At 53.0% G+C, this 14,083-nt stretch carries 15 protein-coding genes; 7 read left to right on the top strand and 8 right to left on the bottom strand.

What is annotated here, in order from left to right; genetic code table 11:
• Positions 1-99: 99 nt before the first annotated feature.
• The 3 genes from rpmG to radC form a co-directional block, all read right to left on the bottom strand.
• Positions 100-267 (bottom strand): 50S ribosomal protein L33, encoded by a 168-nt coding sequence (rpmG, locus tag SGR01S_RS21895; protein WP_004392084.1) that lies wholly within the window; start codon positions 265-267, stop codon positions 100-102.
• An 11-nt stretch (positions 268-278) separates the two neighbouring features.
• Positions 279-515 carry a 50S ribosomal protein L28 gene (gene rpmB, locus SGR01S_RS21890; protein WP_004931195.1) on the bottom strand — a complete coding sequence of 79 codons (237 nt, stop codon included), beginning with the start codon at positions 513-515 and terminating at the stop codon, positions 279-281.
• A 263-nt stretch (positions 516-778) separates the two neighbouring features.
• A complete protein-coding gene (radC, locus tag SGR01S_RS21885) occupies positions 779-1,462 on the bottom strand; it encodes a RadC family protein (RefSeq protein ID WP_037421736.1) in 684 nt (227 codons plus the stop codon).
• A gap of 179 nt (positions 1,463-1,641) precedes the next feature.
• Between radC and coaBC the strand changes: the two genes are divergently transcribed.
• From coaBC to slmA, 3 genes are all read left to right on the top strand, one after another.
• Positions 1,642-2,859, top strand: coding sequence for a bifunctional phosphopantothenoylcysteine decarboxylase/phosphopantothenate--cysteine ligase CoaBC (gene coaBC / locus SGR01S_RS21880; RefSeq protein ID WP_061808586.1), 1,218 nt, complete (start codon positions 1,642-1,644; stop codon positions 2,857-2,859).
• Positions 2,837-3,295, top strand: coding sequence for a dUTP diphosphatase (dut, locus tag SGR01S_RS21875; protein WP_037421741.1), 459 nt, complete (start codon positions 2,837-2,839; stop codon positions 3,293-3,295). The genes coaBC and dut overlap by 23 nt, the downstream gene beginning before the upstream one ends.
• Positions 3,296-3,555: 260 nt before the next feature.
• Positions 3,556-4,152 carry a nucleoid occlusion factor SlmA gene (gene slmA, locus SGR01S_RS21870; protein WP_037421744.1) on the top strand — a complete coding sequence of 199 codons (597 nt, stop codon included), beginning with the start codon at positions 3,556-3,558 and terminating at the stop codon, positions 4,150-4,152.
• A 47-nt stretch (positions 4,153-4,199) separates the two neighbouring features.
• Here slmA and pyrE read toward each other — a convergent pair whose 3' ends face one another.
• Positions 4,200-4,841, bottom strand: coding sequence for an orotate phosphoribosyltransferase (gene pyrE, locus SGR01S_RS21865; protein ID WP_037421748.1), 642 nt, complete (start codon positions 4,839-4,841; stop codon positions 4,200-4,202).
• A 92-nt stretch (positions 4,842-4,933) separates the two neighbouring features.
• Positions 4,934-5,650: a ribonuclease PH gene (gene rph / locus SGR01S_RS21860; protein ID WP_061808585.1), complete on the bottom strand. Its 717-nt coding sequence runs from the start codon at positions 5,648-5,650 to the stop codon at positions 4,934-4,936.
• Positions 5,651-5,776: 126 nt separating this feature from the next.
• On the opposite strand from rph, the gene SGR01S_RS21855 reads away from it, so the two are divergent.
• A complete protein-coding gene (locus tag SGR01S_RS21855) occupies positions 5,777-6,640 on the top strand; it encodes a YicC/YloC family endoribonuclease (RefSeq protein ID WP_037421751.1) in 864 nt (287 codons plus the stop codon).
• Between the two features lie 317 nt (positions 6,641-6,957).
• Entirely contained in the window at positions 6,958-8,142 is a 1,185-nt protein-coding gene (locus SGR01S_RS21850) for a NupC/NupG family nucleoside CNT transporter (protein ID WP_044554880.1), read from the top strand.
• 32 nt (positions 8,143-8,174) lie between these two features.
• Here SGR01S_RS21850 and SGR01S_RS21845 read toward each other — a convergent pair whose 3' ends face one another.
• Positions 8,175-8,609: a DUF3574 domain-containing protein gene (locus SGR01S_RS21845; RefSeq protein ID WP_061808619.1), complete on the bottom strand. Its 435-nt coding sequence runs from the start codon at positions 8,607-8,609 to the stop codon at positions 8,175-8,177.
• 287 nt (positions 8,610-8,896) lie between these two features.
• On the opposite strand from SGR01S_RS21845, the gene SGR01S_RS21840 reads away from it, so the two are divergent.
• Positions 8,897-9,514 (top strand): trimeric intracellular cation channel family protein, encoded by a 618-nt coding sequence (locus SGR01S_RS21840; RefSeq protein ID WP_061808584.1) that lies wholly within the window; start codon positions 8,897-8,899, stop codon positions 9,512-9,514.
• Positions 9,515-9,520: 6 nt separating this feature from the next.
• Here the strand turns inward: SGR01S_RS21840 and SGR01S_RS21835 are convergent, their stop codons facing one another.
• The gene (locus SGR01S_RS21835; RefSeq protein WP_061808583.1) at positions 9,521-10,414 is read right to left on the bottom strand and encodes a LysR family transcriptional regulator; all 894 of its coding nucleotides are present in this window, start codon (positions 10,412-10,414) and stop codon (positions 9,521-9,523) included.
• Between the two features lie 117 nt (positions 10,415-10,531).
• Here SGR01S_RS21835 and SGR01S_RS21830 point away from each other — a divergent pair, with 117 nt between their 5' ends.
• Positions 10,532-12,091, top strand: coding sequence for an MFS transporter (locus SGR01S_RS21830; protein ID WP_061808582.1), 1,560 nt, complete (start codon positions 10,532-10,534; stop codon positions 12,089-12,091).
• Positions 12,092-12,098: 7 nt separating this feature from the next.
• On the opposite strand, the gene ligB is transcribed toward SGR01S_RS21830, so the two are convergent.
• Positions 12,099-13,802 carry an NAD-dependent DNA ligase LigB gene (gene ligB, locus SGR01S_RS21825; RefSeq protein WP_061808581.1) on the bottom strand — a complete coding sequence of 568 codons (1,704 nt, stop codon included), beginning with the start codon at positions 13,800-13,802 and terminating at the stop codon, positions 12,099-12,101.
• Between the last annotated feature and the right edge of the window lie 281 nt (positions 13,803-14,083).

Genomic DNA, 14,083 nt, shown 5'->3' with positions numbered 1-14,083 from the left:
TACATCCCCTGTAGTGCATTCATGTGAGTAACAGGCGATGGGTACCCCTTATAACGCAAAAAACCCGGCCAAGGCCGGGTTTTTATTAATCCACTAAAATTATTTAATTTTAGCTTCTTTGTAGATCACGTGCTGGCGGACAACTGGATCGAATTTCTTCAGTTCCAATTTTTCCGGCTTAGTACGCTTGTTCTTCGTGGTGGTATAGAAGTGACCAGTACCAGCAGAAGAAACCAGCTTGATCTTCTCGCGAACACCTTTAGCCATGATGCAGTTCCTTAATACTTCTCACCACGGGCACGCAGATCGGCCAAGACCGTCTCAATACCCTTCTTATCGATAACACGCATACCTTTAGCAGATACACGCAGCGTTACAAAGCGCTTCTCAGCCTCAACCCAAAAACGGTGTGAGTGCAGGTTCGGCAGAAAACGGCGTTTGGTCGCGTTCATTGCGTGGGAACGGTTGTTACCGCTCACCGGGCGCTTGCCAGTAACTTGGCAGACTCGGGACATGTCTATTCTCCAAAAATCAAATCAGCTCGAGCTTCGTATAGGGTATGGCCGCCTCGTCAGGCTTTTAGAGCCCATCTCAGCAAACTTCATACTGAGGAGACTCTCGTCATCAGGTCAGAAACCACACATCAGGTTAGAAACCTGCTGAGATAGGCTCTTACGCCAAACCCAAGATTCTCAAAGGTGGCGTAGTATACGCTCTGAAGCGTAAGTGCTCAAGTCCCGAACAGCTAAAGATCCCACAAGGATCGCGAAAAAATCGCTTAAAGCCATCCGCGCTCGGCAAAAGAGACGCATTCACCCCGACCTATCACCAAATGATCGAGCACTCGGATCTCCAATAACAGGCAGGCATTAATCACTTGCTCTGTTATTAGACGGTCGGCATGACTGGGTTCAGCCTTACCCGAGGGATGATTATGCGCCAGAATAATGGCGGCCGCATTAGCCTTCAACGCTTCGCGCACAATTTCTCTCGGGTATACGACAACGCTGCTGATGGTACCAGCAAACATCTCCTGATGGCGAATAACACGGTGCTGATTGTCTAAAAACAATACCAAAAACACTTCTCGCTCATGGTGGGCCAGCAGACTTTGCAAATAATGCTGGGTCATTTTGGGATTCAGCATGGCATTTTCCTTTGCCAGATGGCTGGAAAAGAAGCGGAACGCCAACTCGGAAATGGCCTGCAGTTGGGCATAGCTGGCATTACCCAACCCCTTGTAACTACAAAAAACCGAATGATCCGCTGACATCAGATGATAAAGCGAGCCAAACTGCACCAGTAGCTCTTCCGCCAACTGCATGACATGCACGCCAGGAAAACCCGTACGTAAAAAAATGGCCAACAACTCCGCATCGGACAATGCCGACGCACCGTAGCGCAACAATTTTTCCCGTGGCGCCAGCGTATCTGGCCACAAGGTGATTACCTGACTGCTCATCATCGTCTCCCGAAAACGCCACAGCATGCCATGTGACAAAGGGGTCGACGACAGGTGATTGATAACATTGCGAAGTGCTGCGCAATGCATGATGTAACGGGGTGCAGATACAGCGGAATCGATCACCCGTCTGGCGGTTATGCTAAAATGGCACATCTTTCGGATTCAATCGGACAATCATGATGACGGGACTCTCCGGCAAACATATTGTACTGGGTATCAGTGGCGGTATCGCCGCTTACAAATGCCCAGAACTGGTACGCCGCCTGCGTGACAGAGGCGCGGAAGTGCGTGTGATAATGACCAATGCAGCGAAAGCCTTTATTACGCCGCTGACGCTGCAGGCCGTATCCGGTTACCCGGTCTCAGATGATCTGCTGGATCCCGCAGCCGAAGCCGCGATGGGCCATATCGAGCTCGGTAAATGGGCGGACCTGGTTATACTGGCCCCGGCCACCGCCGACCTGCTGGCGCGTGTCGCCGCTGGCATGGCCAACGATCTGCTGACGACGGTTTGCCTGGCCACCGCAGCGCCGATCGCCGCTGCGCCTGCCATGAACCAACAGATGTACCGCGCCGTCGCCACCCAGGCCAATCTGCAAACGCTGCAGGCACGCGGTATGCTGTTGTGGGGGCCGGATAGCGGTAGCCAAGCCTGTGGCGACGTCGGCCCGGGCCGCATGATTGATCCGCTGGATATCGTTGAACTGGCAAACAATCATTTCTCCGCACCGCAAGATCTGCAACATTTGAAGATTATGCTCACCGCCGGTCCAACACGTGAAGCGCTGGACCCGGTACGTTTTATCAGCAACCACAGCTCCGGTAAAATGGGTTTTGCCATCGCACGTGCCGCCGCAGCACGTGGCGCGCAAGTCACGTTGATTGCCGGACCGGTTAACCAACCGACGCCACCACATGTCACTCGGGTAGATGTCATCAGCGCGTTGGAAATGGAACAAGCTGTGCAGCAACGCGCCGCCCAACAGGATATTTTTATTTCCTGTGCGGCCGTGGCCGATTACCGTGCCGAACAGATTTCCGATGAAAAAATAAAAAAACAGGGTGATGAAATCATCCTCAAAATGGTAAAAAACCCCGATATCGTTGCAGGCGTCGCAGCGATGACGAAAAAACGTCCCTTTGTCGTGGGGTTTGCCGCCGAAACCCAGAATGTGGAAGAATACGCGCGACAAAAACTGGCGCGTAAGAAACTGGATTTAATTTGCGCTAATGATGTATCGCTTGCAGAGCATGGGTTTAACAGCGACACCAATGCCTTGCACCTTTTTTGGCAGGATGGAGAAAAGCGCCTGGCGCTGAGCGACAAAGCACTCCTTGGCCAACGTTTAATAGACGAGATAGTCAGCCGTTATGATGAAAAAAATCGACGTTAAAATCCTCGACCCGCGTATCGGAAAGGATTTCCCTTTGCCGACCTACGCAACCCCAGGCTCCGCAGGCCTCGATCTGCGTGCCTGCCTGGACAACGCCGAAGAACTGGCTCCGGGTGAAACCAAGTTGCTACCTACCGGTTTGGCTATCCACATCGCCGACACGGGTCTGGCTGCGGTGATCCTGCCGCGTTCCGGTTTAGGTCATAAGCACGGTGTGGTACTGGGCAATCTGGTCGGCCTGATCGACTCTGATTACCAGGGCCAATTGATGGTTTCTGTCTGGAACCGTGGCCAAAAATCCTTCACGATTGAACCCGGTGAACGCATCGCACAGATGGTGTTTGTGCCTGTTGTACAAGCCGAATTCAATCTGGTTGAAGAGTTCGACAGCAGTGAACGTGGTGAAGGTGGCTTTGGCCATTCCGGTCGCCAATAAGCACTGCCCGATACCTAAGTGCCGACAAGGAAACGTCGCCTGAAACCTTGCCACCTCGGAGAGAAGGACATCTCTACGGCAAGGTTTGGCCGACAACGATTACAGCGCATACCAGGGCGCACGGAGAATACAGGTCGTTAAGGCCGCTGACCCCAGCATCGTAAAAAAGCTATCACATAAGCCCTACAGAGAACTCTCTGTAACGGCCGGTGCCCGGGTTTCCGAAAGTCTAAGCAGTTTTAGCAAGGGTCTAATCAGACATGGCAGAAAAAGAAAATACCAAAAGGAACCGGCGCGAGGAAATACTGCAGGCATTAGCCCAGATGCTGGAATCCAGCGACGGCAACCAGCGTATTACCACCGCTAAACTTGCCGCTAACGTCGGAGTCTCCGAAGCTGCGCTCTACCGGCACTTTCCAAGCAAGACACGGATGTTCGACAGTCTGATCGAATTTATTGAAGACAGCCTGATAACGCGCATCAACCTGATCCTGCAGGATGAAAAAGAGACTTTTAACCGCCTGCGTCTGATTCTGTTGCTGGTACTGGGATTCGCCGAACGCAACCCTGGCCTGACGCGTATCATGACAGGTCACGCACTTATGTTTGAGCAGGATCGACTGCAGGGGCGAATCAACCAGCTGTTTGAACGCATTGAGGCACAACTGCGTCAGGTACTGAAAGAACGCAAACTACGGGAAGGTAAAGGTTTTATCGTAGATGAAACGCTGTTGGCCAGCCAGTTACTGGCATTCTGTGAAGGCATGCTGTCACGCTATGTGCGCTCCGAATTCCGCTATCGCCCAACACAAGAGTTCGAAGGACGCTGGCCGCTACTGGCGGCACAGCTGCAATAAAATTCAAACCGGGCGCGTTTTGGCGCGCCCGGCTGAATGATACTTGCTTAAACCCCGTACTGCTCGCGATAGGCACGCACCGCCGCCAGGTGATCTGCCATTTCCGGTTTTTCTTCCAGATAAACAATCAAATCCTTTAGCGTCACGATGGAAATCACTTTGCAGTGATAGTCGCGCTCAACTTCCTGAATAGCGGAGATATCCGCACGGCCGCGTTCCTGACGGTCAAGCGAGATCAGTACCCCGGCCAATGTTGCGCCACCTGCACCAATGATTTCCATCGATTCGCGGATCGCCGTGCCGGCAGTGATCACATCGTCCACCAGCATGACACGGCCCTGCAGCGGGCTGCCCACCAGCGTCCCACCTTCACCGTGAGTTTTGGCCTCTTTACGGTTAAAACAGTAAGGCACATCACGGTCATGGTGTTCCGCCAGCGCAACCGCCGTGGTCGTGGCAATAGGAATGCCTTTGTAGGCCGGACCAAACAGTAAATCGAACTCGATGCCAGAATCAATCAATGCTTCGGCATAGAAGCGCCCTAACAGCGCAAGATCACGCCCGGTATTAAACAGGCCGGCATTAAAGAAATACGGGCTGGTGCGGCCGGATTTCAGGGTGAACTCGCCGAATTTCAATACCTGCTTGTTAAGCGCGAACTCGATAAACTGGCGCTGATAGGCTTTCATTACTGCTTCTCCTCGTCTGGTCGGTTAGATCTGTTAATACTGCCGCCCGATCGCCGGGCGTAAAAAAGGCGACCCTTGAGTCGCCTTAATAATTAATCTGCCAGCGCCGCTTTCTGCGCCTGGAAGATGGTATCGATGCCCCCTCGGGCCAGCGCCAACAGCGCCAATAGCTCATCGTGGCTGAACGGCTCGCCCTCGGCGGTGCCCTGCACCTCGATCATGCGGCCATCTTCCATCATCACTACATTCATATCTGTTTCTGCTGCGGAGTCCTCGACGTACTCCAAATCGCACAGCGCTTCGCCGTTAACGATACCAACGGAGACCGCAGCAACCAGCCCTTTCATCGGGTTAGCTTTCAGCTTGCCGTTGGCCACCAGCGCGTTTAATGCGTCTGCCAGTGCAACGCATGCACCAGAAATAGACGCAGTACGGGTACCGCCGTCAGCCTGCAAGACATCGCAGTCAAGAGTAATGGTGAACTCACCGAGCTTCTTCAGATCAACCGACGCACGCAGCGAACGGGCGATCAAACGCTGAATTTCCAGCGTGCGGCCGCCTTGCTTGCCTTTGGCAGCTTCGCGGGCATTACGGCTGTGGGTGGAGCGCGGTAACATACCGTACTCAGCGGTGATCCAGCCTTGACCCTGACCTTTCAGGAAGCGCGGAACGCCCTCTTCTACTGTGGCGGTGCACAAAACTTTGGTATCGCCAAACTCAACCAGCACTGAGCCTTCAGCGTGTTTGGTATAGTGACGGGTCAGTGTCAGTGGGCGAACTTGTTGTGGTGCTCTGCCTGCAGGACGCATGGGCTCTCTCCGGCTTCTAATCAACGTTTGGCTGCGCATTATACGGGCTTCGTGACGTAATGCCTATCCTGCCCGCAGGTCCAACGCTATAATCGGTTCATCTTTTCCTATTACGGGTACGCATCAATGATCCGCAGCATGACCGCCTACGCCCGGCGTGAAATCAAGGGTGAATGGGGCAGCGCAGCTTGGGAGCTGCGTTCCGTGAACCAACGCTATCTAGAAACCTACATCCGCCTGCCGGAACAATTCCGCAGTCTGGAGCCGGTGATCCGCGAACGTATCCGTGGTCGCCTGACCCGTGGCAAGGTGGAGTGCAACCTGCGTTTCGAACTGGATCCGAGCGCACAAAGCTCAATGATCCTGAACGAAAAACTGGCTAAGCAACTGGTTGAAGCTGCCAACTGGGTAAAAATGCAGAGCGACGAAGGGGAAATTGACCCTATCGACGTACTGCGTTGGCCTGGCGTTATGTCCGCCCAAGAGCAGGACCTGGACGCCATCAGTGCACAACTGATGCAAGCGCTGGAAGGCGCACTGGATGACTTCATCGTTGCTCGTGAAAGCGAAGGTACTGCACTGAAAGCGTTGATCGAACAGCGTTTGGACGGCGTCAGCGCCGAAGTGGTCAAGGTACGCGCACAGATGCCAAACATTCTGCAGTGGCAGCGTGAACGTCTGGTTAGCAAGCTGGAAGAAGCTCAGGTTCAACTGGAAAACACCCGTCTGGAACAAGAACTGGTGTTGATGGCGCAACGTATTGACGTCGCCGAAGAGCTGGATCGCCTGGAAGCCCACGTAAAAGAAACGCACAACATCCTGAAGAAGAAAGAAGCCGTGGGCCGTCGCCTCGACTTTATGATGCAGGAGTTCAACCGCGAATCCAACACGCTGGCATCCAAGTCCATCAATGCCGAAGTGACCACTTCAGCTATCGAGCTGAAAGTGTTGATCGAACAGATGCGCGAACAGATTCAGAACATCGAGTGATAGATTTATTCATTCGCTAAAGCCCGCGTCAGCGGGCTTTTTTATGCCTATATTCTGGGTATCACGAATTCCCATCGTTTATACAACCGTCGTTAAGTCAGTAAACATCGCGAACCACGAAGAAAAAACCGCCGTATCCGGCGTGGGGATTGGCTTTGTTTATGAAAAACTGTGACAAAGAGGGCTCCGGAGGCGATTGGCAGCTTATCTCGCTAGCAGAAAGTATTTTATTCCAATTATCACCTAAGGTAATGAAAGGAGGGCCAAGCTGTGGCTAAATGTGATTTTTCCCGCCCGTTTAGCCGTACGGACTCTTTATGCCGCAAATTCTGCAATTTATTTTTGCCCTGGTAGTGATCATCGCCCTGGCACTACTGGTCAGTAATGACCGTAAGAAAATTCGACTACGTTATATTATTCAGCTTTTGGTCATTGAAGGCGCACTCGCCTATTTCTTCCTGCATTCAGAAAGCGGCCTTAGCGTCATCAAACACGTTGCCGGTTTCTTTGAAACACTACTGACCTACGCTGCACAGGGCTCCGATTTTGTGTTTGGTGGCATGAGCAAGGACGGACTGGCGTTTATCTTCCTGGGTGTTTTATGCCCGATTATCTTTATTTCTGCGCTAATAGGTATTTTGCAGCACTTCCGCATTCTACCGCTGATTATCCGTCTGGTCGGTACCCTGCTGTCCAAGGTTAACGGCATGGGCAAGCTAGAATCGTTCAACGCCGTCAGCACATTGGTGCTTGGGCAGTCGGAAAACTTTATCGCCTACAAAGGCATCATCGGCGATATTTCGCCTCGCCGCATGTACACCATGGCAGCAACCGCCATGTCGACGGTATCTATGTCCATCGTGGGTGCCTACATGTCGATGATCGATGCACAATACGTGGTAGCTGCGTTGATACTTAATATGTTCAGCACCTTTATCATCTTGTCGATCATCAACCCTTATCAGTTGGACGATGAACCCGAACTGAAACTGAGCAAGCTGCATGAGGATCAGAGCTTCTTTGAAATGCTGGGCGAGTACATCTTGGCGGGCTTCAAAATCGCGATGATTATCGCTGCCATGCTGATCGGTTTTATTGCGCTGATTTCTGCGGTCAATGCCCTTTTCTCTGCCGTATTTGGCATCAGCTTCCAGCAGATCCTGGGTTATGTATTCTATCCGCTAGCCTGGCTAATCGGCATCCCGGCGCCGGATGCGCTGCGGGCAGGCAGCATCATGGCGACCAAGCTGGTAGCCAATGAATTTGTGGCAATGATTGAACTGAAGAAAATTGCAACAGAACTAACACCACGCGGCCTGGGCATCCTGTCGGTATTCCTGGTGTCCTTCGCCAACTTTGCTTCTATCGGCATTGTCGCAGGTGCAATCAAAGGGCTTAACGAGCGGCAAGGCAACGTAGTATCTCGTTTTGGTCTGAAGCTGGTTTACGGTTCAACGCTCGTCAGCCTGCTTTCAGCAGCAATCGCCGGGCTGGTCCTGTAAACAAATATCCCGGCCTGCGGGCCGGGGTTTAATCAGAATGCAACACATACTGGCGCATCCACTCGCATCACGGAATCCTGCGCAAACTGTTGCTTATAGCTGCTCCGCAGCGCCTCAATATTGGTTTCACTTTCCTTACCCTGCGCATGAATCAGCATCAGCGCTTTACTGTTCTCACGGGCCAACTTACCGTCATTACCTAACCATTGCCCTTTGGCGTCAAATACCGACAACCCGTCTTTAAAGCGTGGCGTCACCTGCAGATCAACAAAACTCTGCCACTCTGTAGCGCTAATCACCGGCCCTGTCGGACGATTCAGGCCAAAATAAAGCGTAGTCTGCGTCATGGGATCGCCAACACGGCAGGTTGCCATTGTTTGCTGCGTATTGTTCTTAGCTGGAGCAACACAGCCGTTCAACATGAAGAGCGCAGTTACGATCATCATCAGCAGGGGCGTTTTTTTCATTTTATCTTTATGTTCCTCATTGAATGTCATCATTATCAGAAATCTATCGCCAGCGCGTAGAACGAATGTAAGAAGCATAGTTAGCAACAGAAACTAACGCGAAATACCTAATGCTTCCACGAATAAATAAAGGTGTTGAAAGGCGTTGAACAAGTAAAGCAAACCACAAAAGGATTAATTAAAGTAATCCGAAATGTCATCGGTTAGAAAAACTCAGTAGCGGCATACACCACCGGCGATTACCCTTTCACCATGACACTCATTCCCGCCCATTCTGTGAATACCTTATGTTATTGAGCATTCTTTATATCATCGGCATCACTGCCGAAGCCATGACCGGCGCATTGGCTGCTGGCCGCCGACAAATGGATATGTTTGGCGTAATCATTATCGCTTCGGCCACCGCAATCGGCGGCGGTTCAGTACGCGATATGCTGCTCGGTCATTTCCCACTGGGATGGGTGAAACATCCTGAATATATTGTTATCGTTGCGATTGCGGCGATTGTGACCACCTGGTTGGCACCGCTAATGCGGCACCTGCGTCGTCTGTTCCTGGTGCTGGATGCCATTGGCCTGATTGTGTTCTCAATCATCGGTGCACAAGTTGCTCTGGATATGGGCCACGGCGCTATCATCGCTGCGATTGCCGCCGTGATCACCGGCGTGTTCGGTGGTGTACTCCGCGATATGCTCTGTAATCGCATTCCACTGGTATTCCAGAAAGAAATCTACGCCGGTATTTCCTTTGGCGCCGCCTGGCTGTACATCGGCCTGCAGCACTTTAACCTGCCACATAATCTGGTGGTGATCATCACGCTGGTCGTCGGCCTCAGCGCCCGCTTGCTCGCCCTGCGTTTTCGTTTGGGGCTGCCGGTATTTAATTACCAGCACCCGGATCACTAGGACAGCTCATCGCAAGGGCAACATATGCTGCGCCAGGTAGTCTACAAAGACCCTCACCTTTGGCAGCATATGCCGGTTTGACGGCCACAAGGCAGAGAAAAAACCCCGTTCCTTCGTATATTGATCCAACACCGGCACCAACCGTCCGGAACCCACAGATTGGCAAAGCGTAAAATCCGGCAGGTAGGCGATACCCAAGCCTTCCTGAGTCGCGTGGATCAGCGCTTCAATACTGTTGAAATTCAACGTTACCGGTATTCGAAGGAAAATAGGCTCGCTATTAGCCAACAACTTCCACTCCTGCAGCTGCTGGCCCCCTGGGTAGCGGTAGCGCAGGCAGGCATGACGGAGTAAGTCCTCCGGCACCTGCGGCACACTCCGGCGCTGGAAATACTCCGGCGCCCCCGCCAATATTAATCGGAACGGCCCCAATCGCCGAGCCATCAACCGGGAATCAGCCAGTTCACCGCTACGCACCGCCACATCAATCCCCTCGGCGATTAGATCCACCATCCGGTCATTAAAGTCCACATCCAGCTCAATCTCGGGATAAAGCGCCATGAAATCAGCAAGCAACGGCACCAGCATGCGATAGCCAATAGCCGGCATACTCACACGCAACTTGCCACGGGGTGCGTCGGAGATCCTTGCCATTTCGGCTTCGGCATTTTCAATTTCGCTGACAATACGCTGACAACGTTCGAAAAATAGCGCGCCCTCATCGGTGAGATTGATCCGCCGTGTACTGCGATTAAACAACCTGACACCCAATGATTCCTCCAGTCTGGCCACACTTTTCCCGATCGCGGAAGCCGACACCCCCAACCGCTCACCTGCGGCAACAAAACTGCGTAGTTCGGCAGCCCGTACAAACGCCAATAAGCCGCTGAGGCTCTCCATAGGGATCTCCAATTAGAGCGTTATTGTCCTTAAAGAGTGGAATATAGCCCCATTTCTGGCCAATTAAATCCACTTTATCATCCAGTTCAGCCGACAATTCTTTCTCTGGAGTTCCCCATGAGCCATCATCGCCCTCTTCCAAAATCACCTGTTTACCCACAGCGCTGGATTACCCTGTTCTCCGTCTGCCTGGCCGGGCTGATTATGCCGATTAACTTTACCGGCCCAGCGGTCTCTTTACCCACTATCGCCGCTAGCCTCGGCGGCAGCACAGTCGCCCTTAATTGGGTCACCAACGCCTTTATGCTGACCTTTGGCTGTAGCCTGATGATTGCCGGCGTACTTGCCGATCGTTTTGGCCGAAAGCGCGTGTTCGTTAGCGGCTTGTGGGTAATGACACTAAGTTCGCTGGTCATGCTGATGGTGCGAGATATCACGTCTTTTGATGTGATCCGTGCGCTACAGGGCATCGCCGCTGCAGCCGCGCTTGCCGGAGGAACGGCGGGCCTGGCTCAGGTGTTCGATGGTGCAGAACGCAATAAAGCCTTCAGCCTGCTGGGCACCGCCTTTGGTATCGGGCTGGCATTTGGCCCGGTGTTAGCCGGGTTTCTGGTACAGCATTTTGGTTGGCACTCGATTTTTATCAGCGTGTCGCTGCTGAGCGCCATCGCCCTCTTCACCGGTATGCGCCACATGCACGAATCGCGTGATCCCGAAGCAGCCAAACTCGACTGGCCAGGCGCAGCCTCTTTTACGTTAGCTCTGACTTTGCTGACCTATGCCGTCTTGTTGGCTCCCGACAGCGGCTGGCGCAGCCACGAGGTCATTGGTCTGTTCGCTGGCGCATTGCTTTCGCTGGTGACTTTTATCCTGATCGAGAATCATACGCGTAGGCCAATGCTTGATCTGTCCTTATTCCGTTATCCGCGTTTTGTCGGCGTACAGTTTCTCGCTGCTGCCCCGGCCTATTCCTATGTCGTACTCTTGGTTTTACTCCCGCTACGCTTTATTGGCATCGAAGGTTACAGTGCACTGGATGCTGGCATGATTATGTTTGCACTCTCAGCGCCCATGTTGGTATTGCCAATGTTAGCTGGCATGCTGGCGCATCGATTTTCCGCCGGTATCATTTCCAGCCTGGGTCTGCTGGTCTGCGCTATAGGCCTGCTATGGCTGGCGCAATATGCGCCGGGACAGCCATTCCTGTTGTTGATCCTGCCACTGTTGACCATTGGTTGTGGTATCAGCCTGCCTTGGGGATTAATGGATGGGCTGGCGGTTAGCGTAGTACCAAAGGATCGCGCAGGCATGGCTACCGGCATTTTTAGTACTATCCGTGTGGCCGGCGAAGGCATCGCACTCGCGGTAGTAGGCGCATTACTGGCCGCCTTAGTCGAACTGTATCTGCCGACGGCCCCTCTGGCCGACACGGTCGCTGGCGCCCACCGGCTGGCAATGGGTGACTTGCAGCAAGCAACTGCACTACTGAAGGTTGATGCCACCGTATTGAAACAGAGTTACGAAGCCGCATTTCATGGTCTGTTGTATATTCTGGCGCTAATGACGGCGATTTCAGCAGGTATCGTTTTTATTTTCCTGCGCCATGCATCGTCTCCTCAGTTCGCAAAAACGCTGATGACGGACATTAATGCCCTCAGTGATAAACCGGTGGAGTAACACCGCCTTACTGAGTGACGGCAAAGCCGGTGATGTCCTCAGACTCCAGCATATTGACCAATGCCAACAGTGGTGGGTGCTGAAGAAAATCGGCAACCTGCCGCGCCCTTTTTGCACCAATACCGGCCATTGTCCGCCACGCCCCGGCAGACAATTGCTGAACCTGATGCCAACTTTTCAACGTCACTGCCTGCTGTGCGGACAGTGGCGCACCTAAAGCAATTAACCAGCGGGAAAATGGCTGCTGCCGCGCCAACTGAAATTGCCGGTAAATACTCTGCCCCCGCTTATTACCAATATCAGGGGCAGACATCAACTGTTCCGGCGTCAGCGCCAACCAATCCAACAGATGCCGTACCAATCCTTGATCGATTAATGCCTGCCAGGTGGATTCACTGACACCGTGCAGATTTAACCCCTGTCGGCCACTTAGCCACACCAGCCGGGCAAGAAATTGCTGACGGCAATCTGGCTGCCAACTAAAACAACTCAACGGATGATAATGCTCTGCGGACGGCGCAATGGGCACCGACCTTTCTTTTACCCGCCAGACCACCTTACTCAGATGAGGAATGCCGTGTCCCATCAGGCTAATCGCCACCTGATCACCCGGTACAACTTCCCACTGCCGCCAACGCATCAGTGAACCAAGGTTAACCCGTGCAACCCATTTATCATCCAACCTGATGGGATCAAGCCTCAGCATCACAGCAACCTTGCCGGTACGTCCCACGTTGAAATCGATGCCCTTGACCCGTGCGATCTGCTGCGCCGGGGGATATTTCCAGGCAACAGCCCAATCAGCAGGCCTCGCTTGCCAGTACCGGCCCTGCAGTGAGCGTGCTTGATGGATCACCACCCCATCAGTGACAAAAGGCAAAGCGACTTGATGCCAATGCTCTCGCCATTGCTGTACTTCTGCCAATGATGTCACCGGTTGCGAATACGCCAAAGCAAGGGGAAAGCCCATTCCAGCAAGTTGCCGCAAACGCTGTGCCATATCCTGTGGGCCATCCGGCCACGCCCAGACAAACAGACCAATCTGCTGCAGTACTGGCGACAGCGTATTTTTCATCAGGGCCCCGGCCACTTTGGAACGCGCGTTGATGCCACCATGAATTTTTTGTTGATGACCGTTCACCTTCAGGAACAACTCCCCCTGTAGCGTCAACGTCTGCGGTGCGCCATTAACGTTGGTCGGCACCACCGGAATTGCACGCACTTTATCCAGCCAGTTCTCCCCCTTCAGCCCATTCCCTCTGCTGATAGCAGAAACCAGGGCGCCGTCACGATAAACCAGCGTAATTGCTACGCCATCCACCTTTGGCTGGATCCAGAGATCACGACGACCGTTTAACCATTGGGCCACAGCCACAGAATCCGGCAGTTTGCGCAACCCGGTATGCGCAACGGGATGTGGGACCTTGCCTTGAGGTAAAAGCGGGGTGAACTCATCTTCTGGCACTGCCCCAGCACACCGTTGCCACATCTGCAGTTTTTTCTGCAAGCCGTCATACACCTCATCCTCAACTAAACTGTTGCCCTGCTGGTGATACGCCACATCCCAACGCTCAAGCTGATTTTTTAGCGTACTAATCTCCAGTTGTAGTCGCTCTGGCCGCCACATGGGACAACTTTCCGCCCACAGAGCCCCGCTGAACATTAATCCGCATAACAGGATCATTCCGCTACGCATGGCACCTTTGTACATTGTGCACCTCCCTGATAACCGGCAGTAAAACCAGAAAGTCAGGAGGCGACAATCGCCAATCAGCCGTTCCATAACGCAGTTCGAGAAAGGTTTGGCACATTGCAGAAAACTGAAGATATTTAGCGATACGCTGCGCAAACCTGCCAGTTTGAGGTTTTTTCAGCACAAAGCGACGGGCAAAATGCGAGCTAACGCTGCACCCGACGCGTTAGCCGTGTATACTATGCGGAGAAAATACACATCCGCTGTTATTGGCATATCAACCGCTATCAACGAACATC

Source organism: Serratia grimesii NBRC 13537 (assembly GCF_001590905.1).
Lineage (GTDB): Bacteria > Pseudomonadota > Gammaproteobacteria > Enterobacterales > Enterobacteriaceae > Serratia > Serratia grimesii.
Note: the sequence above shows the minus strand (reverse complement) of the source record. Positions and strands in the feature narration are given on the sequence as shown.

Bases quoted from the DNA above. Each gene is read 5' to 3' on its own strand.
- SGR01S_RS21855 (WP_037421751.1), top strand. From the start codon at position 5,777: ATGATCCGCAGCATGACCGCCTACGCCCGGCGTGAAATCAAGGGTGAA.
- pyrE (WP_037421748.1), bottom strand. From the start codon at position 4,841: ATGAAAGCCTATCAGCGCCAGTTTATCGAGTTCGCGCTTAACAAGCAG.
- rph (WP_061808585.1), bottom strand. From the start codon at position 5,650: ATGCGTCCTGCAGGCAGAGCACCACAACAAGTTCGCCCACTGACACTG.
- radC (WP_037421736.1), bottom strand. From the start codon at position 1,462: ATGAGCAGTCAGGTAATCACCTTGTGGCCAGATACGCTGGCGCCACGG.
- coaBC (WP_061808586.1), top strand. From the start codon at position 1,642: ATGATGACGGGACTCTCCGGCAAACATATTGTACTGGGTATCAGTGGC.
- rpmB (WP_004931195.1), bottom strand. From the start codon at position 515: ATGTCCCGAGTCTGCCAAGTTACTGGCAAGCGCCCGGTGAGCGGTAAC.
- SGR01S_RS21835 (WP_061808583.1), bottom strand. From the start codon at position 10,414: ATGGAGAGCCTCAGCGGCTTATTGGCGTTTGTACGGGCTGCCGAACTA.
- rpmG (WP_004392084.1), bottom strand. From the start codon at position 267: ATGGCTAAAGGTGTTCGCGAGAAGATCAAGCTGGTTTCTTCTGCTGGT.
- dut (WP_037421741.1), top strand. From the start codon at position 2,837: ATGATGAAAAAAATCGACGTTAAAATCCTCGACCCGCGTATCGGAAAG.
- SGR01S_RS21845 (WP_061808619.1), bottom strand. From the start codon at position 8,609: ATGAAAAAAACGCCCCTGCTGATGATGATCGTAACTGCGCTCTTCATG.
- ligB (WP_061808581.1), bottom strand. From the start codon at position 13,802: ATGTACAAAGGTGCCATGCGTAGCGGAATGATCCTGTTATGCGGATTA.
- SGR01S_RS21840 (WP_061808584.1), top strand. From the start codon at position 8,897: ATGTTATTGAGCATTCTTTATATCATCGGCATCACTGCCGAAGCCATG.
- slmA (WP_037421744.1), top strand. From the start codon at position 3,556: ATGGCAGAAAAAGAAAATACCAAAAGGAACCGGCGCGAGGAAATACTG.
- SGR01S_RS21850 (WP_044554880.1), top strand. From the start codon at position 6,958: ATGCCGCAAATTCTGCAATTTATTTTTGCCCTGGTAGTGATCATCGCC.
- SGR01S_RS21830 (WP_061808582.1), top strand. From the start codon at position 10,532: ATGAGCCATCATCGCCCTCTTCCAAAATCACCTGTTTACCCACAGCGC.